Genomic DNA, 19,158 nt, shown 5'->3' with positions numbered 1-19,158 from the left:
CCTGCGAAAAGGCAGTTTTTTTCCCAGATTCCGCTTCAAAAGAGGGGGCCCGCCAAAAATTCCTGCAAATTCGCAGCAATTTGATCCAATCGGGTGCGGATCGAGGAAAATTCCTGCTTTTTTGCAGGCTTTGATAAAGGATCTGGCCCGACCAGGATAGGTTTCTCTTCGTTCCACCTTAAATGTTACTATAGATAAAATTTTAACCTAAAGGGGAGCTGCCCGTTGCAAAGTTCACTCCGATTAGTCCAGCCAGCCTTGGTGTATCAACAGGCCTATCTTTCCTTCTACGAAGACTGGAAATCGACAGGTGAAGACATTGTTCCGTGGGTCGTTGAAAGAGAGCCATATGATTTTGCCGGCATGCTGGATTTCTTGTATTCACAAGATGTGGAAGATAAAATCGTCGACGATACCTTTGTTCCTCATTCTACGTATTGGCTGCTGGATCACGATAACAACAAAATCATTGGCGCAGTTAACATAAGGCACAGACTCAACCGAAAGTTATTCAATTGCGGCGGTCATGTCGGCTACGGAATTCGGCCCTCGGAACGAGGCAAAGGGTACGCTTCCATACTGCTCGCGCTAACCTTAGAGATCATCAAAGAGATGGCCATTGAAAAGGTTCTGTTAGTTTGCGATCGAGGGAATCATGCTTCCGAAAAAACGATTATTAAAAACGGTGGACAGTTTGAGTCCGAATATACGGAAGATGACGGGAATGTGGTTAGGCGGTTTTGGATTCAGTTGTAAGGCAAAAATCCCCCTCCCCCCTGCCATTAGTACCTCCTACGAATTTCCTATACTTTACAAATTTTTATCGCCACTTCCTTTTGAACTATGGTAAAATAAGGGGGCTTCACGGGCCGCCCAGGTGGACGAGCCCAGCATTTATTCATGCCGAGGAGGAAAAGTAGAATGAGTAAGCTTCGAGGATGGAAAAAGAAGCTCCTGAAAGCCGGCCTTGCGCTGTCAATGGCGCTTCCGCTACAGGTGTTGACCGTACAGGCGGTCATGGCGGAGGGGCCGAGCGATCCCGCGCCGTATATCGATGCGAAGGTCGTGAACGGCAACGCAGGCAAAAAAGTGCTGTTCGATAATACGCACGAACAGACGGCAGGCGCCGCAGATTGGGTGATTGACGGCGGGTTTTCGGATTTTGCGAATGCCTTGGCGAATAACGGCTATTATGTAAAAGAATTGCGCAAAACAACGCCGATTACTTTGGCGGATTTGAGCGGTTATGATGTTTTCGTGGTAGCGGAATCCAACGTTCCGTACAAAACAAGCGAGCAGGCCGCCATGGCGCAATACGTGCAGGCGGGCGGCAGCATTTTCTTCATTGGCGATCACTACAATGCCGATCGGAACAAGAACCGTTGGGACGGTTCTGAAGTGTTCAACGGCTACCGCAGGGGCGCATGGGCGAACCCGGCGAGCGGCATGAGCGCGGAAGAAGCAGCTTCTTCCGCGATGCAGGACGTCGCAAGCTCGGATTGGCTGGCGACGAACTTCGGCGTGCGCTTCCGGTATAACGCGCTCGGCGATATTAACGCAAACAACGTCGTAGCGCCTGCGCAGGCGTTCGGCATTACAACAGGCGTGTCCAGCGTTGCGATGCACGCGGGCTCGACGCTCGCGATCATCGACCCGACGAAGGCGAAAGGGATCGTCTATCTCCCGCAAACGAACGAAGCTTGGGCGAGTGCGGTGGATCAAGGCGTGTATAACGGCGGCGGCGTAGCCGAAGGGCCGTTTGTCGCGGTTGCGAAATCCGGCGCAGGCAAGGCAGGCTTTATCGGCGACTCCTCGCCGGTTGAAGATGCGACGCCGAAGTATTTGCGCGAAGATACAGGCGCGAAAAAAACGACTTACGACGGCTTCAAGGAAGTCGACGACGGCACGCTGCTCGTGAACATGGTGAACTGGCTCGCGACCAAGGAAAGCTACACGAGTTTGTCTGACGTGAGCGGATTGCAGCTCGATCAGCCGACGCAGGTGCTGCCGTTTGAAGCGCCGGCGGCTTCGACCGAGCCGCAGCCTGAGCCATGGGCGGCGCCGAACGCCGGATACAAATGGTATGACCGCAGCACGTTCAAAGCGGGCTCCTACGGCGGCCCAACAGCGACGGCTGCAGCAGCGTACAGCTTCGTGCATCAGGCGGTGCTGCCGAATAATGCGGACTTCCCGATCCGCGTCGTGATCGATAACCTACCGGCGAATACGACGGTGACGGGCTTCTCCCTCGGCATTTACAAGGTCAGCGGCGGCGCGCAAATCGCCAAAGTACAAAATGCCGACGGCACCTGGCCGACGGCATACGGCTACAGCTCGACGTTCTCTTTGACGTCGGATATTAACGGCCATGCGACAAAGGATCTGCTGGTGCGTATCCAGCCGGGCACGACGGACGCATCGAACTTGCGCTTGCGCCAGAACGGCACGAATCTTAAAACCGAGACAGTGACGCTCGGCAATGTGCCGGTCGAGGAGCTTCCGGGTGAGGAAGATCCGATTCCGGCTGCCATTTCGGTTGCCGAAGCGCGTACGAAGGCAGCGGGTACGCTCGTTACGGTGGAAGGCGTCGTGACGACGGAGCCGGGCGCTTTTGGCGGGCAGGCGTTTTATTTGCAGGATGCAACGGGCGGCACGTATGTGTTCCAATCCTTGAGCGGCTTCCATCAAGGGGATGTCGTGAAGGTGACGGCTTCGACTGCTTTGTATAACACGGAGTTTGAGCTTTCGGATCCGGTGGCAATTGCCAAAACAGGCACATCCGCTCTGCCGGCCGTAGTCGATGCAACTGCCGTGACAGCGGACAATCAAGGACAATTGGTTCGTCTGAGCGATGTGACGATTTCGAATATCATTTCTGCGACACCTGCAGGCTCTTTTGAGTTCGATGCGGTAAAAGGCGGCGTCAGCAACCACGTTCGCGTCGACACGCGTACAGGCCTCTCGCAGAGCGCATTCCCATATCAGGAAGGCGACACCGTGACGATTCAAGGGGTTGGGGCGATTTTCAAAGGGGTCTTCCAACTGAAACCGCGCGGACTGGGCGATTTTGCGCAGGCGGCGGATACGACCGCTCCTGTGACGTCAGCTGTTGTGTCCGGCACGCCAAACGCTGCGGGCTGGCTGAATGCAGATGCGACAGTCACACTGTCGGCTACCGATGATCGTGCGGGCGAGATTGTTACTAACTACGATGTAAATGGTGGGGCTTCTAATGTGTACAGCGTACCGATTCCGGTGCAAGCGGAAGGTGTAACGACGATTCGTTATTCCTCAGCGGATGCGGCCGGCAATCAGGAAGCTGTGAAATCGCTGGATGTTCGTTTGGACAAAACAGCGCCTACCGCTGTGTTGACCCAATCGGGGCATACTGTAGGCGACGTTACGGTGGATGCGCCGGTAACGTTTGAACTGGCTGCCACGGACGCAGTATCCGGTGTTGCCGAGCAATCGCTGATGCTGGACGGCGCAGCCATTGTGAGCGGCCAAGCGATCCCTGCGGGCAGCCTGGCGGTTGGCGCGCATACGGTGGCTTACCGCGTAGTGGATGTGGCTGGCAACGTGACGGAGTCTTCGATCGCGTTCCAAGTGAAGAACGCGCCTGTCGTCGACGCCGGTGTACCGGGTGCTCCGGTGCTTTCGTCGAACAGCGGGTATGCGTACGGATTGCAGGACGGCAACTACACCGTCACCATGAACATGTGGTGGGGACTGAACGGATCCCAGTTCAGATTGTATGAAAATGGCGTGCTCGTGAGCACGACAGCATTGACGAAGGCATCTCCTGCTGCGCAAACCGCAGCTTGGACAGTGAAAGGCAAACCAAACGGCACTTATACGTATGTAGGGGAATTGATCAATTCGGCAGGCAAAACCGTGAGCCAACCGCTCGTCGTGAAAGTGACGGATGCGGCGCCGGGCAAGCCGGTGCTCGCGCAAAACAACTGGGACGGTGATGGCAGCTTCACCGTATCCATGAACATGTGGTGGGGGACGAACGCCACCGAGTACCGTCTCTATGAGAACGGCGTGCTCATCGACACAAAGAGCCTGACGGCGGCAACGCCTGGCGCGCAAAGCGCGGCGACGGCGATCGCCGGCAAAGCCGTCGGCGTGTACGAGTACCGCTGCGAGCTCGTGAACGCAGCGGGCGTGACGTCCAGCGAGAAGCTGACGGTGACGGTGACGCATTAAGCGAAAGCGGGGGAACCGCGAGGCATCAAGAAGAGGGACATGACGCTGAGGCGTCATGTCCCTTTTTTTGTTGCGTCTATCCCCGAGCTAACATTCTGGGGGCGATTGTAGGCGCACGATTTCCCAGGTAAGACGTAGGCCAGACCAGCCGCTTTCGCCACCCTTGCGAAGTCATGCACACTGCTGTGCTACCTGTATTTCCGGCCGAAAAGGCATCGGATTGGCACAAAGCCTGCAAAAAAGCAGGAATTTTCTCTATCCCTCCTCGCTTCGATGAAATACCTGCAAAAAAGCAGGCATTTTGGGCGAGAACCCTCTTTTTGAGCGAGTTTTGCTAAAAAAACTGCTTTATCGCAGGAATTTTCCGAAAAACATCGTTTTTTTGAAAAATGCCTGCCTTTTCGCAGGAATTTTGTTAAATCAAAGGCACCCAGCGGAATCGGTTATTTGAACCGACCTATTTTGAGAAGCCGTCAGCTGTCCCACGAGAAAACAGACATTTCGCGCACAATCTGCCACCTGCCAGAAAGCGATCACGGTGCCCCGCCGTGATGCTTCGGCTTGAATTCGCTCGGCGATTGTCCCGTCCAGCGCCGGAACTGCCTCGAAAAATGGCTGGCCGACTGGAACCCCAGCCGCTCCGCGATGTCCGCCATCGGCAGGTGCGTGGTGACGAGCAGCTCTTTCGCCAGCTTCAGCTTTTGCTGGCTCATGTACTGCCGGGGTGACAGGCCGTACACCCGGGCAAAAAGCTTGCTGCACTGGCTGCGGCTCATGTTCAGCTCTTTGGCGATGCCAGCGACGGTTGCGTCGCCGTCGCCCGACAACCCGAGCGCCAGCTTCTCCTCAATCCCATGCGCAACTTCGGTTGCGAACAAGGATGCGTCGCCGGCGTCACCCAACCCGTCGCTGGCGGCCTTGCGCCGCCGCCCTCCTGATCCGCTCGCGCCTGGATGCTCGCGCACATACGCCAGCACATCATGAATGATGAGCAGCGTATACGACTGCACGAGCAGCTTGTCCTCGAAGCGCAGCGAGGAGTGCGCACGCTGTGGCTGCTCGAACCCTCCCTTATCCGCCTGTCCCGTAGCGGCCATTCGCTCATGCTTGATTTCCCGTCCGTCTTCGCCGTTTCTGTATCCCACGGACGCGTCCGCGCCTGCGACTCCCAGTTCCGGATTCCGCTCCGATACCTGCTCCAGCTCGCCGACATAGTGACTCAGCATCCGCGAGGCCGCCTCCTCGGCCGTGATGAGCCGGTACGGCTCGGCGGCAAGCAGGCTGCGAACCTCCGGATCGTCCAAATCAAAATGGACATTAAAATACCGATACGCCCCTGCGAACGGATTGGCCGTCCGATGCCGGACGCCGCTCTTGATGAGCAGCCAGTCGCCGGCGCGCAGGGTGAACGTGCTGCGCTGCACGTCTTGCACCACTTCACCTTCGAGGCAATACAGCAGCTCGAACAAATGGTGATGGTGCAGCGGGTACATCCAGCCCGGGGGTTGAACCCCAAAATGGCAGCCAATGACCTGCAAGGTCTGAACAATATTCGGAAATCGGTACGATTGTTCCATAGAAACTCTCCTTGTATCTCCTGTCATCCGTCATCTGCAAGGTCTGAGCTTGGTCCCAAGTTGACCTATCGTCTTTCCCTCCGGCTAGGCATGTCGTCACCCTAGGCCGGAACCTTCTTCCCTCCATCATACCACGCTCCCGCCTCAAGTAGCACATTTGGTATAGAAAACAACCCATTTGGCGATTGTAGGCATTCCCCTGTATAAGCGATGATGGAGGTACAATCACATCATTTATGGAGGGACTTCCATGGCCAATTTACAAGCCCAAAACCAACAATTCCTGCTGGACGGCAAACCGATTCAATTGTTATCCGGCGCTATCCATTACTTCCGGGTCGTACCCGAGTATTGGGAAGACCGGCTGCTCAAGCTGAAAGCATGCGGCTTCAACACCGTCGAGACGTACCTGCCTTGGAACCTGCACGAGCCGAAGGAGAACGAGTTCAACTTCAGCGGGTTGGCGGATGTGGAGGCGTTTTGCCGATTGGCAGGGAGTCTGGGGCTGCAAGTCATCGTGAGACCGAGCCCGTATATTTGCGCGGAGTGGGAGTTCGGTGGACTGCCGGCGTGGCTGCTTCGTTACCCGGACATCAAGCTGCGCTGCATGAACGAAACTTACTTGCAAAAGGTAGACCGTTACTACGACGAACTGATCCCGCGCCTCGTTCCGCTGCAAAGCACGCACGGCGGACCGATCATCGCGATGCAGATTGAGAACGAGTACGGCAGCTACGGCACCGATACCGAATATGTAACGTACTTAAAAGACGGCCTCATCCGGCGCGGCGTCGATGTGCTGCTGTTCACGTCCGACGGACCGGAGGACGGGATGCTGCAGGGCGGCACGGTGCCGGGCACGCTGGCCACGGTGAATTTTGGCTCGAAGCCGGAGGAAGCGTTCGCTAAGCTCCGGGAATATCGCGGGGACGATCCGCTCATGTGCATGGAGTATTGGAACGGCTGGTTCGACCACTGGCTGAAGCCGCATCACACGCGGGACGCCGCCGACGTGGCGGACGTATTCGCACGCATGCTGAAGGCGGGCGCTTCGGTCAATTTTTACATGTTCCATGGCGGTACGAACTTCGGGTTCTGGAATGGCGCGAACTATCAGGAAAAATACGAAGCGACCATTACGAGCTACGATTACGATTCGCCGTTATCCGAGTGCGGGGACATCACGGACAAATACTTGGCCGTACGGGACGCCATCCTGGCGCACACGGGCCAGACCGCCGACCAACTGCCGCCACTGCCTGCGCCGATCCATAAGAAAAGTTACGGCACGGTCGCTTTGACGCAAAAAGCCGATCTATTCAGCACACTCCCACAGCTATCGGCCGCAGTGAAGAGCCGTACGCCGCTGCCGATGGAGCAGCTCGGGCAGGACTACGGGTTCATCGTGTACTCGACGAACGTGTCGGGACCGCGCATTGGCGAACAGCTGCGCATTCAAGATGTGCACGACCGTGCGCTCGTGTTCCTGGACGGCGTTTACCAAGGTACGGTGGAGCGCTGGGACAACCGTCCACTGCCAATAGACATCCCTGCAGGGGGCGCCAAGCTCGACATTCTCGTCGAGAATATGGGGCGTGTCAACTACGGACATCGGCTGCACGACCCGAAGGGCATCACGACCGGTGTGCGGATGAATAATCAGTTCCTTTTTGATTGGACGATGTATCCACTCCCAATGGACAATGTGACGGCAATAACATTTAATGACGCATCAACATCGAGCCAGGATGCGAACGCCGGCAAGCCGGCCTTTTATCGCGGTGAATTTCAGGTGGAAGAGAAGGGCGATACGTTCCTGCGCACCGATGGCTGGAAAAAAGGCGTTGTCTGGGTGAACGGCTGGAACCTGGGACGTTACTGGGAACAAGGGCCGCAGCGTGCACTCTATGTCCCGGCTCCGTTGCTTAAGCAAGGGGCGAACGAGATTATCGTATTCGAGCTGCATGGTACAGAGAGCGGCTGTGTAGAACTGTCGGATAAACCGGATTTAGGTTAGGTGGCGGCAGCTCCCGGCTCCAAACGGTTACCCTGCCCCTGTTGAATCCCCAGCCTCTGCCATGTAAGATGGATAGCATACAGCAAGTGGAAAGGTACAGCTATGTGGGCCTATACAGTACAGCAATTTCGCGATCTCTCGCCGGGTGTCAGAAGGTTTATCGCGACGGAGAGTTTGTTTGGCATCGGTTCGGGCATCTTCAATCTCATTTTAAATTTGCATTTGTTAGACCTCGGCGTCTCCAAAGGGGAAATTGGCCGAATCACTTCGCTCGGCGCCTTGATTATGGGGCTGGCGAGCCTGCCCGCGGGATTGGTCGTCAAATACGTCGGACGCAAAACGATGCTCGTCGGAGGCATGCTGCTCGCTTTTTTAGCGCTGATCCTGTTCGGGCTTGGTACCGGGATCGGCACGATAACCGCCGCGCAGGTCGTATGGTCGCTGAGCATTACCGCGATCGTCAACTCGGAAATTCAGCTTATTTTTGAGTACTGCCGCTCGAAAAAAGAAGAAACCAGCGCTTACTCGCTGCTCTTCGCGATTTTCACGCTGTTCACCGGTATCGGCACGTGGCTTGGCGGGTATTTGCCGCTCTGGCTGCCGGGGCACAGCACCGTTTACCAGTACGCCTTCTTTGTGGCCGGCGGCTGTCTCGGGCTGTCCGGCCTGCTGCGGGGCGTGCTGCTGCCCACCGCGCCGGACAAAACCGCATCCGGTGCTTCCACAGCGAAAGCGCCGGGTGCGCCGGCCAAACCCAAGAGCAAGCACGCATTTTCATTCCTTGTGCTGCTCTCGCTGCTGATTTTCATTTCCGGATTCACCTTCAGCATGCTGAACCCGTTCTTGAATGTCATCTTGAAATTCCGGTTCGGTATGGAGGACGGCCAAATTTCCGGGCTGTTGGCCTTGTCGGGTTTCTTCTTTTTCGCCGGATCGCTGCTCATGCCGTATGTGTTGGAGCGCTGGGGCAGCCGCCGCACATTCTTTATCCTGTTCGTGTATAACGCGCTGGTCGTGGCGCTGATGGCTTTGTCGATGCCGGCCTCCGTATTTGCGGGGCTGCTGCTGATACGCGGGGCAGGCTTCACGATGCTGAACAACCTGATGGACAGTGAATGCATGTCAGCCGTCGCCGAGGAGGACCGCAACCTGTTTGCGGGCATGCGAACCGTCTCGCGGAGTATCGGAAATACGATCGCTTCCTTTTGGGCGGGATATTTGCTGGCGGGCAATCATAATGCGCTTCCGTTCGTATTGACGGGGCTTGCGCTGTTAACCGGATTCGGCGTGTACGCCTGGTTCGTGCAGGGTAAACTCGATCGAAGGCTTGGGGCGCAGGGATAAAAAGAAGGTGCTTGTTCGCTTGCTGGAAACGTGTCGTGGAAGCCGTGGGATTACCCGCTGCCGAAGGGCAGGCGTGCCGGCAACCAAGGCGCTGCTACGGAAGCTGATGCAGCTAGATCCACCGTATCCGGATGTGCACAGACAAGCTGTTGTAACACGAAGAAAACCGCCTGGGGAGGCGGTTTTCTTTGCGTTATCGGAAAAAATACACGCTCGAAGTGGCTCTGTGCCTTCATTTAACGAGCTAGTCCCTATTGAGAATGGCGCAGCCGTTTATCGTTGGTGTTGTCTGGAGGAAGCCGAGCCAGCCGGATTTGTGTTGAACACTCCTGCATTTTGTACAGGTAAATGTGCCGAGTATGCTGTTTTAGCAGCAAAGAGATGCAAAATGTACAGCAAAATCCGTCTCATATCGCTGAAAAAGCACCATGAGAGCGCATTGGGCTAAATTTGCCTGCACTTTTTGCAGGATTTCTCGCATTTTAGCCTTATTCTGGCCGATTACCTGTACAAAATGCAGGAAGTTCCGTGCCGAGTCATCGAGCGTCATCCTGCGTCATCGTGTGTCACCTTACCGAGCGTCACGAGCGTCACCGTGCGTCACCGAGAAGAGGGTGGAGCTGGATTGCAGCGTCTGGGAAGGACGGTGCAGGGGATGCACTGCCCTTCTACGTCTGTGTTTCACTCATCCCTCGGTTTGGGCGCCCAGCCGCTCGAGAATGCGCCGCTTGCGGTACAGCTTGTGGGCGGCTTCGCCGACGTCATTCAGCGTACCACGGTTGATCCAGGCGCCGAACAGCATGCCGGCAATGGGGATGAGCTGGAACAGCTTCTTCCAGCCCCAGTTGTCCCGGTACGTGGCGAACACCTCGCGCCAGCCTTGGAGCTGCGACATCATTTGGCGATTCGCCTTATCCACGGTGGCGTAAGCAGCGAGCTCGTCGAGAATCGCCTTCTTGCCGACGATGTCCGAGGAGGCGAACTGCAAGCATTTTATCGTGAAAATGCGTTCCTGCTTTTCCTTCGGATCGTAGCCGTAGCAGATGGCGATCTCTTGGATCGTTTTGAGCGAGAGTCCCAGCACGGCGGGAATGTCGATGGCCAGCGTCAAAAGGCCGCCAATCCCGGTCGTCGCCCCCTGCAAGGTGGCGAGATTGGAGCGCGAGCGGATGAGCTCGTCGGCCACCTGCTCCATCACGCGCAGCGGGAAACCGGCCACGTCCCCGATGGTCAACTCGCGGGCTTCTTCGTCCTCGCGCGGCTTCCACCCGGACGCCGTCTTCAACTGCTGCAAGGTCCCCTGCTCCGCAACGAGGTATTTCCCTCCAGCCTGCACGTAGTGCCCGAGCTCGTCGAGCGCCTCGCCGATTTTGCTGCTGAGCGCCTTCGGTGTAAACCGGTCCAGCAGCTGGAACGGAAGCCGTCCGATTTTTTCCCAGAACCAGAGATCTTTCTGCTCGTGCTCCCATCGTTCAATATCCTGAAGCGCTTGGCGCAGTTCTTGTGTCGATTCCATGTGAGGCAACCTCTCCTTTCTCTCCAATACGTTTTGCCTCCCGCCCGGTTGCTATTCTTTTGACATTTCCTCCGACTGTGATAATTTTAGAAGTGAAGAGCAGAGCATTTTGAATTTTTTTGAAAGCCCCCTTTGCTAAGATGGAGTTGTGATCAACAATAGAGAACATGAAAGGGGCAGTAACCTTGAAAAAGCTAAGCCAAACTGTCGTAAGCGCTCTCGTGATCGGGGGGCTGTTAGCAGGGTGTTCCACACAGGATAAACAGACCTCAACGTCTTCTACAGCGCTGCAATCGTCGGATACCGCAGCAGTTAAAAAAGAAGAAAAAGTTAAACTCACGTTCTGGAGAAACTCCGGGAACGATACGGAGAATGCCGCTTACGATAAGCTCGTCGCGTCTTTTATGGAGAAGTACCCGAATATTTCCGTGGAAATGACGCCGATCCCGTATTCGGATTATGATACCAAGCTGCGCGTGTCCATCGCGTCCGGCTCCCCGCCGGATATTATGGCGCTCGATGCACCGACCGTCGGCTCTTATGCCAATGCGGGTGCGCTCAAGCCGCTGACGGCGTATTTTAAAGCTGACGGCAATATGGATGATGTTCCTAAATCGACATTGGCGACCTACACGTACCAAAATGAAATCTACATGGCGCCGCTGACGGAATCGTCCATCGCGATGTTCTATAATAAAAAAATGTTCCAAGCCAAAGGAATTCCGCTTCCTTCGAAAAACCCGGATGAACCGTGGACATGGGATCAAGTGCTGGACGCGGCCAAAAAACTGAACGATCCGGCCGCAGGCGTCTTCGGCATCGATCCTGCGCAGGGCTTCGGCAATGCGGGGGCGACGGCGTATTTCAAGTACCCGATCATCTGGCAGTTCGGCGGCGAAATTATGAATCCGGAAGGCACGACGTCCAAAGGCTTCCTGGACTCCGCCAATACGAAGAAAGCGGTCCAGTTCTTCTCCGATTTGTATAACAAGGATAAAGTGTCCGCGCTGGAGTATCCGCCGGATCCGTTCCCTAACGGCAAGCTGGCGATTACGATTGACGGTTCCTGGTCCCTCGCGAATCTGAAGGACAAGTTCCCGAATTTCAAGCTCGGGGAAGATTACGACATTGCACCGCTGCCAAAAGGTACGCAGCAAGCCGTCGCGAACGGCAGCTGGGCGCTCGGCATTTCCGCGAAAAGCAAGCATCCCGACGAGGCTTGGAAATTTGTCAACTGGGTGACGGGCCACGATGGTCAGAAGACGTACGCGAGTATGACGAAGGACATTCCGTCCCGTTATTCCGCGGCGAAGGAGTTCCCGGAGCTGAACGAGTATCCGAAAAATATTTTCGTGGTGCAAAATCAGAAGTACGGCCGTCCGCGTCCGATTACGCCGATTTTCCCGCAAATGTCTGACGCGGTGAACAAAATGTTTGAAGATGTGACCATAGGCAAACGCAACGTCGACGCTTCCATTGCTGAAGCCATCGCGACGATCGACAAAGCGTATGCCGACATGAAGGCGCAGAAGAAATAGCGCGGCTTCACGCAAAGAGACGAATCATGCCCATGATCGTCTCTTTGTTGTCGTTTTTCAGAACGGAGGGAAAAAGGGGGGGGATTATGTTTTTTTCATTGCGGAGCCGGTTGATGGCGGTGTTCTCGGTGCTGCTTATTATCCCGTTTGCGGCGCTGGCGTATATTGTGAGCGAAGAAGCGACGAAGACGATCAAGGCGTCGATTGAGTCTGGTGCGGCGCAGACCATCGAGCAGTTCGCGTCCCACGTCGTGACGCTGCTGACGCAGGTTGAAGATACGGGCAATCAGGTCGTGAGCTCGCGAACGACGCAGGAGTGGCTGAACGTCCATCTGAATGCGGACAATACGATTCAAGAGCGGGTGCTGACGAAGCAGCGGCTGCGGGAGTATTTGTCTTCGTACGCGGTGAATACGTCGAATGGCGTCTCGATCAGCGCGTTCGCCGAGGATGCCGGGGGCTTGTGGACGCAGGATACGACGTACCGGAGCAGCGCGTGGTTCCGCAATTTTATGGAGGCGGGGAAGCGCTGGACGACGGCGCACAAGGATCCCGACCAGTCGGACGAGTATTTGCGGACGCGGTCGGTGAATGCGTACCTGTTCCCGCTGGTACAGCTGCAATCGCTGCGCAACGTAGGCTTCATTAAGGTGAACTACCCGACAACCCTGCTGAGAGACGCGATTGAGAAAATTCGGATCGGCCGCACCGGCAGAGTCGTGCTGCTGACCAAGGACGGCGAAAGCGTGTTGGATCAGCCGCTCGGCGGGCAGGAGGAGTTGGTGCAGCGCGGCCTCGCTCACATTGCGGCGGAGTCGGGGGAAGAGGCGAGCGGGATTTTTCCTATACAGGAGGAAGGGGGAGAAAATCTGATCTTCTTCCGCAAGCTGCCGGCGCAGGAATGGATCATTGTCGGCATGGTGCCGGAGGGCGAGCTGTACCAGAAAATTACGCAGATCCGCAGAACGATCCTAGTCGTGACCGGAATGCTTCTGCTGCTCGCCATGCTGGCGGCGCTGTGGCTGTCCGCGGGCATCACGAAGCCGCTCAGCCACATGGGGCGGGCGATGAAGTATGTGCAGCGCGGCGAGTTCGGGCAGGCGCTTCAGGTCATGCCGAAGGTGAGGGAGGGACATAGCGAAGTCGACTATGTCATCGGCGTGTTCCAGGGCATGACGTACCGGCTGCGCGAGCTGATCGAGACGGAGTTCGCCACGAATCTGCGCCGGAAGAATGCGGAGTACAAGGCGCTCCTGCTCCAGATCAATCCGCATTTTTACAATAATACGCTGGAAATTATCTCCGGGCTGGCTGCTATGAAGCGGGAGGATCTGGTCATGGATGCGACGGAAGCGATGGGTAAAATGATGCGCTACTCGCTCAATTTGAACCGGGATTGGGTCACGGTTGCGGAAGAGATGGCGTATATTCGCGATTATGTTTTGCTGCTGGAGTTGCGGCATGGGGAGCGGCTGCACGTAGAGGTGGAGGAAGACCCTGCGGCGGCAGGGGTGCGTGTTGCAAAATTCATTATCCAGCCATTGGTGGAAAATGCCGTGAAATATTCGCTGGAGAAGGCAGGCACGGCGCGGGTTGAGATTCGGACGCAGGCGGAAGAGGAGCGCGTTCGCCTTATGATTCGCGACAACGGCGTCGGCATGCCGTCTGAATTAGTGACGGACTTGCAGGCAGAGCTTCGCGGCGGGGAATCCGTTGCCATTCTCAGCAGCGAGGGCCAGAGCATTGGGCTGCGCAACGTGTTGTCGCGGTGCCGGCTTGCCTACGGCGAGGCGTTCGAGGTTGAGATTCATTCCCAGGTTGGCGAGGGAACGGAGATTGTTCTCTTTGTTCCTATAGAAAGAGGTGACGAGCGCCATGTATCGGATCATGCTCGTAGATGACGAGATCGGCGTACGCAATAGCATTAAGGCGAAAATCGACTGGCATGCTGCCGGCTTCACGATCGCGCAGGAGGCGGATAACGGGCTGGCGGCGATGCAGCTGCTCAAGGAGGGGCCTCTGCCGGACGTTGTCATCACGGATGTGCGCATGCCGCAAATGGACGGCATAACGCTCGTCAAAGCGTGCAAAGAAGCGTATCCCGAGCTGCGCGTGATCGTGCTGTCGGGGTATTCAGATTTTGAATATATGAAGGCGGCAATTCAATACGGGGTGAAGGATTACCTGCTCAAGCCCGTCGTGCGCAGCGAGCTCACGGCTTTGCTGGGCCGACTGGCGGAGGAGCTGGAGGCGGATCGGAGCCGGTTGCTTGAGCAGGAGCGGGAGGAGCGTACGCATACAGAGCTGCTTGCCGTCATGCGGGAGCAGTTGATTTGGCAGCTGGTCAAGGACGAGTGGTTCAGCGCGTCTGCGATGAAAGAGCGGATGACGCAGCTGGAGCTGGGAGAGCTCGCTGTTGATGATGTCCGCGCCCAGTTCGTGACCGTCGAGATGCGCATTCCGCCAGGGCGTCTGGATGATTGGAGCGAGCGGAAGGATTTGCTCTACCTGGCTTTCCAGCTCATGTGCCGGGAATCCGCGGAAAAGCTGGCGCATGTGTATCCGTTCCATGCCAGCAGTCACCCGGCGATGATGCATTTTCTCGTGCTCGTCGCAGACGAGGCGGGACATCCGCGCCTGATGGACGACTTCGTGCGCAGGCTGCGGCGCGACCTGCAAAGCTACCTCCGCGTGGCCTGTGTCATCGGCGTTGGCGAGTCGACGACCGGCCTGCGGCAGCTCAAGGACGGGTACGCGTCCAGCCTGCTGGCGTGGAGCCAGGGGACGACGGAGGGCGGCGGGGCGCAGCCCGGCGCGCAGCTGCTAGCGCGGACGCACGCCTTCTCGCCGGAAGTCGAGCGCAAGCTGATGCAGGCCATCGAGGGCGTGGATATGGCGGCGTTCGCGAAGCAGCTGCAGGGGATTTTTGCAGCGGAGCGGGGAGACACGCCGATGTTCGTGTTTACGTTCCTCACGCTTCGCATCATCCTCCTGTTCCACGCGATTGCGAAGAAGTTTGAGCTCGGCGATGCCTCGCTGCAAAGCTACCTGTGGAACTGTCAGCTGGCGGTGCGGGACTATTCGTCCCGGGAGCAGGTGCTGGAGCTCCTGCTGGAAATGGCACAGCTCGTCATGGACGAGGTGAGGAAAACGCGCTTTTCCAGTGGCCAGCAAATGCTGGAGGCGATCCGCAAATACGTGGACGAAAACTACACATACGAGCTGTCGTTGGCATCGCTCGCGGAGATGTTCCACCTCAACGAAACGTACTTGTCCGGGTTGTTCAAGCAAAGCGTGGGCAGCACCTTCAGCGACTATGTGACCAAGCTGCGACTGACCAAAGCGGCCGCACTGCTGGAGGAAGGCGAGCTCAAACTGACGGACATTGCGACGCTGGTGGGGTACTCGAGCGCGAGCTATTTTAGCACGGCGTTCAAGAAATGGTACGGTAAGGGACCGAAGGAGTATCGGGAGGAGCGGGCGAGGGGGCAAGTGTGAGTAGGGGACAGCTCTCGAAATAGTGCTTCCGTGCAGCATGCGTCGTTGACTCCTGTCTGCGGAGCGGAGAAGGTTCAGAAAATTTAAGCCGATTGCGGCGTGAATATGGGCAAGCAAAAAATTCCTGCAAATGTGCAGGAATTTTTTGCGTTTTGGGCAGATTTAGAGAAATTCCTGCGAATAGGCAGTTTTTTTCTCGGAATTCTCGACAATTGGCGCCTTCGCTCAAAAATTCCTGCACAATCGCAGGCATTTCTTTAAATGGGGGCTTCGGGAGCAGAATTCCTGCATAATTGCAGGCTTTGCTGCATTACGCAATGGCCCGCGTCACATGGATGAGACTTGCAGGGGGCTGGGAGCGCCGGCAGGCACAACTAAACAAATTGAAAGCCGACACCCGAGCATATTGAAATCTTTACGCGGCCACGCCCGGTACAATAACGATACGGAATATTTGGCATGGTGCAGGAGGAAAACGTATGCGCAAGGCAGCAAGCATGTTGACAATCGGCGCCGCCATGGCGGTGCTGCTGGGATGGGGGGCGGTAACGGTGCTAAACCATAGCGGAGAGATGAGCGGAGCAGGGCAGGGAACGGAGGCGGCTGCAGGCTTGAACGGGCGAGATGCTGGGAAGGGAGTTGCGGCGGGGGCTGAAGGGCAAGCTGCGTCGGGAGCTGGCGGATATGATGCTGAGACTGTAGAGAAGAACGCAACAGGGAAACCAACGACGGGAGCGCCAGCAGGGTTTCATTACGCGAGCGATCCCAATTACTATACGGAGACGTTTCGTCCGCAGTATCATCTGTCGCCGGAAAGCGGCAATATGAGCGACCCGAACGGGATGGTGTATCTTGAGGGCGAGTATCACCAGTTCTATCAAAATAGCGGGCAATGGGGCCACGCGGTGAGCACGGATCTGCTGCACTGGGAGCACCTGCCCGTAGCGCTGGCGCGGGACTCGCTGGGCGAGATCTGGTCGGGCAGCGCGGTGGTGGACGCGAAGGATACGAGCGGCTTTTTCGGGGGCAAGGCGGGGCTGGTTGCGATTTTTACGCATTGGAAAGGCGGCTTGCAATCGCAGAGCATTGCGTACAGCGCGGACAAGGGACGTACGTGGACGAAATATGAAGGGAATCCGGTCATTCCGAATCCGGGACTGAAAGATTTTCGCGATCCCAAAGTGATCTGGTACGCGCCGACAAAATCGTGGGTAATGGTCGTGTCCGTGGACAATCGGGTGCGTTTCTACACGTCGCCTGATCTCAAAACGTGGACGATGACAAGCGAGTTCGGCAGCGACCAGGGCTCGCACGCGGCTGTGTGGGAGTGCCCGGATTTGTTCGAACTGCCGGTGGAGGGCTCCAAAGAGAAACGCTGGGTGCTGACCGTCAGCATCGGCAACAACACGGCGACGAAGGGATCGACGGCGCAGTATTTCGTCGGAACGTTCGACGGCCGCACGTTCAAGAACGATAACGCCCCATCCGAAGTGCTGTGGACGGATTATGGCAAAGACTTCTACGCCGCGGTGTCCTACTCGGACATTCCGGCGAAAGACGGCCGCCGCATCTGGCTCGGCTGGATGTCGAACTGGCGGTACCCGTTCGCGATGCCGACCGGCGCGTGGAAGGGCAGCATGTCCATCCCGCGCGAGCTGACACTGCGGGATGTAGCGGTGCAGGGGCTGCGGCTGGTGCAGCAGCCCGTGAAAGAGCTGACCGCGCTGCGCGGGCAGAAGGCGGTGGTTGAGAGGACACCGCTATCGCCGGGCGGCGCGCAGAATCCGTTCGACGGCCTGAAAGGGACGTCGTACGAATTGGAGACGGAGCTGACGGTGCAGCCGGATGCGCAGGTAGATTTGGCGCTGCGTCGGAGCGCGGACGGCGGGCAAGCGACGGTCGTCAGCTATGATGCCGCAGCCGGCGTGCTCAGCGTGGACCGCACGCACGCGGGCGTCAGCACCTTCGAGAAAGGCTTCGCCGAGAAGGTGTCGGCACCGCTGAAGCTGCGGGATGGCAAGCTGAAGCTTCGCTTGTACGTCGACAGCGCCAGCTTGGAGGTGTTTGCGAACGACGGAGAGACGGTCGTTTCGTCGATCATGTTCCCGGACCCGACGAGCAGCGGGCTGTCGGTGGAGGCCGTGAAGGGCGGCGCGGTGTTGGAGCGCGCGAGCTTTTATCCGCTGCAGACGGTATGGCGGCAGGAGGATGTAAACAGCAGTACGCCGCAGCGGATCGTGCTGAGCAAGCCGTCGGTGGACGTACCGGTCGGCGGCAGTCAGGCGGTCGCCGCGGACGTGCTGCCGTACCGCGCGCCGCAAGGGCTGACGTGGGAATCGGACAATGAGATGATTGCCAAGGTAAGCGCGTCAGCGTCAGTGGCAGGCGGCGCGGTGGTGACCGGCGTAGGCAGCGGATCGACGGTGATCCGCGCCAAAACGAGCGACGGCCGGGTAACGGCGAGCATGAATATTTTTGTTTATGAAACGAAGTAGTTAAAGAGACTTTCCGAAATAGAATACCGCTTCATTTCAGACAAATTGCCGTGGGACCTGGAGGCTTGTCTGCAAAATAGGGGGGGGAATTTCGGAAAGCTCCATAGGGAAAGGGGAGACTCGTATGGAAACTGCGGTGAGCAACCAAGAGACAGCGGGAGGAAAGTCGACAGTACGGGGGCGGCGAACAAGCAGTTATCGGAGGCACGAGCAGCGGACGGCGTTTTGGTTCATTGTGCCGGCAGTGGCGCTGCTGCTTGTCTTCGTTTTTTACCCGATGCTGCAGGCGTTTCTGATCAGCTTCAAAAACTACTCCTTAGTCGGCGCAGGCGACGTCTTCGTCGGCTTGGATAACTATACGCATTTGATGAAGGATCGCGCGTTCTGGGGGAGTCTGCGGCATTCGTTTTATTTTGCCGTCATCGTCATTCCGATTCAGACGAGCATTGCGCTCGGGCTGGCGTTGCTGGTGCAGAAGCCGTCCAGGGCGAGCGGGCTGTTCCGGACACTGTATTTTATCCCGGTCATCATCTCGACGGCGGTCGCGGCTACGGTATTTAAGCTCATTTACAATAAAGAGTTCGGGCTGCTGAATTCCATGCTTAAAGCGCTGCATCTGCCGACGACGAGCTTCCTGTCCGATCCGCATACGGCGATGAACGGGATTATCGTGCTGGGCATTTGGAAGGGCGTCGGTTTTTTCATGATTATTTTTCTTGCCGGCTTGAATAACATCTCGCCGGATCTGTACGAAGCGGCCCGGGTGGACGGGGCTTCGCGGCTCCAGCAGTTCGCGCGGATTACGCTGCCGCTGCTCAACCGTACGACGGCTTTTGTCGTGATTATGACGACGATCGACGCGATCAAGCTGTCGGGCTTGGTGTTCGTGCTGACGAACGGCGGGCCGAACGGGTCGACGGAGACGGTGGTTTTCTATATCTACAAGCAGGCGTTCACGCAA

The 19,158-nt window shown here is 57.0% G+C and carries 11 protein-coding genes; 9 read left to right on the top strand and 2 right to left on the bottom strand.

All coding sequences use genetic code 11. From position 1 onward, the window contains the following. Positions 1-225 precede the first annotated feature (225 nt). Both EJQ19_RS29540 and EJQ19_RS29535 read left to right on the top strand, forming a co-directional pair. Positions 226-756 (top strand): GNAT family N-acetyltransferase, encoded by a 531-nt coding sequence (locus EJQ19_RS29540; RefSeq protein ID WP_126144825.1) that lies wholly within the window; start codon positions 226-228, stop codon positions 754-756. Positions 757-921: 165 nt separating this feature from the next. Next, on the top strand, positions 922-4,212 hold the full coding sequence (locus EJQ19_RS29535) for an OmpL47-type beta-barrel domain-containing protein (RefSeq protein ID WP_126144824.1): 3,291 nt from the start codon (positions 922-924) through the stop codon (positions 4,210-4,212). Positions 4,213-4,745: 533 nt separating this feature from the next. On the opposite strand, the gene EJQ19_RS29530 is transcribed toward EJQ19_RS29535, so the two are convergent. Beyond that, positions 4,746-5,789 carry an AraC family transcriptional regulator gene (locus EJQ19_RS29530; RefSeq protein WP_241243140.1) on the bottom strand — a complete coding sequence of 348 codons (1,044 nt, stop codon included), beginning with the start codon at positions 5,787-5,789 and terminating at the stop codon, positions 4,746-4,748. Between the two features lie 250 nt (positions 5,790-6,039). Here EJQ19_RS29530 and EJQ19_RS29525 point away from each other — a divergent pair, with 250 nt between their 5' ends. Both EJQ19_RS29525 and EJQ19_RS29520 read left to right on the top strand, forming a co-directional pair. Next, on the top strand, positions 6,040-7,806 hold the full coding sequence (locus EJQ19_RS29525) for a glycoside hydrolase family 35 protein (protein WP_126144823.1): 1,767 nt from the start codon (positions 6,040-6,042) through the stop codon (positions 7,804-7,806). Positions 7,807-7,908: 102 nt separating this feature from the next. Continuing rightward, positions 7,909-9,150: an MFS transporter gene (locus EJQ19_RS29520; protein WP_126144822.1), complete on the top strand. Its 1,242-nt coding sequence runs from the start codon at positions 7,909-7,911 to the stop codon at positions 9,148-9,150. A 685-nt stretch (positions 9,151-9,835) separates the two neighbouring features. On the opposite strand, the gene EJQ19_RS29515 is transcribed toward EJQ19_RS29520, so the two are convergent. Continuing rightward, positions 9,836-10,666, bottom strand: a complete 831-nt coding sequence (locus tag EJQ19_RS29515) for an EcsC family protein (RefSeq protein ID WP_126144821.1) — start codon at positions 10,664-10,666, stop codon at positions 9,836-9,838. 185 nt (positions 10,667-10,851) lie between these two features. Here EJQ19_RS29515 and EJQ19_RS29510 point away from each other — a divergent pair, with 185 nt between their 5' ends. The 5 genes from EJQ19_RS29510 to EJQ19_RS29490 form a co-directional block, all read left to right on the top strand. Further along, the gene (locus EJQ19_RS29510; RefSeq protein WP_241243139.1) at positions 10,852-12,204 is read left to right on the top strand and encodes an ABC transporter substrate-binding protein; all 1,353 of its coding nucleotides are present in this window, start codon (positions 10,852-10,854) and stop codon (positions 12,202-12,204) included. 86 nt (positions 12,205-12,290) lie between these two features. Next, entirely contained in the window at positions 12,291-14,105 is a 1,815-nt protein-coding gene (locus tag EJQ19_RS29505; protein ID WP_126144819.1) for a cache domain-containing sensor histidine kinase, read from the top strand. Further along, positions 14,080-15,702, top strand: coding sequence for a response regulator (locus tag EJQ19_RS29500; protein WP_126144818.1), 1,623 nt, complete (start codon positions 14,080-14,082; stop codon positions 15,700-15,702). The genes EJQ19_RS29505 and EJQ19_RS29500 overlap by 26 nt, the downstream gene beginning before the upstream one ends. A gap of 479 nt (positions 15,703-16,181) precedes the next feature. After that, positions 16,182-18,197 (top strand): GH32 C-terminal domain-containing protein, encoded by a 2,016-nt coding sequence (locus EJQ19_RS29495; protein ID WP_241243138.1) that lies wholly within the window; start codon positions 16,182-16,184, stop codon positions 18,195-18,197. Positions 18,198-18,321: 124 nt separating this feature from the next. Then, positions 18,322-19,158: carbohydrate ABC transporter permease (locus tag EJQ19_RS29490; protein WP_164716826.1), on the top strand; the 837-nt coding region annotated here is incomplete at its 3' end.

The organism is Paenibacillus whitsoniae (genome assembly GCF_003955665.1).
Classification (GTDB): Bacteria; Bacillota; Bacilli; order Paenibacillales; family NBRC-103111; genus Paenibacillus_E; species Paenibacillus_E whitsoniae.
This window is presented reverse-complemented; position numbering and strand designations above follow the sequence as displayed.

Coding starts and splice junctions, on each gene's coding strand:
- EJQ19_RS29535 (WP_126144824.1), top strand. CDS start 922: ATGAGTAAGCTTCGAGGATGGAAAAAGAAGCTCCTGAAAGCCGGCCTT.
- EJQ19_RS29530 (WP_241243140.1), bottom strand. CDS start 5,789: ATGGAACAATCGTACCGATTTCCGAATATTGTTCAGACCTTGCAGGTC.
- EJQ19_RS29525 (WP_126144823.1), top strand. CDS start 6,040: ATGGCCAATTTACAAGCCCAAAACCAACAATTCCTGCTGGACGGCAAA.
- EJQ19_RS29520 (WP_126144822.1), top strand. CDS start 7,909: ATGTGGGCCTATACAGTACAGCAATTTCGCGATCTCTCGCCGGGTGTC.
- EJQ19_RS29515 (WP_126144821.1), bottom strand. CDS start 10,666: ATGGAATCGACACAAGAACTGCGCCAAGCGCTTCAGGATATTGAACGA.
- EJQ19_RS29505 (WP_126144819.1), top strand. CDS start 12,291: ATGTTTTTTTCATTGCGGAGCCGGTTGATGGCGGTGTTCTCGGTGCTG.
- EJQ19_RS29500 (WP_126144818.1), top strand. CDS start 14,080: ATGTATCGGATCATGCTCGTAGATGACGAGATCGGCGTACGCAATAGC.
- EJQ19_RS29495 (WP_241243138.1), top strand. CDS start 16,182: ATGCGCAAGGCAGCAAGCATGTTGACAATCGGCGCCGCCATGGCGGTG.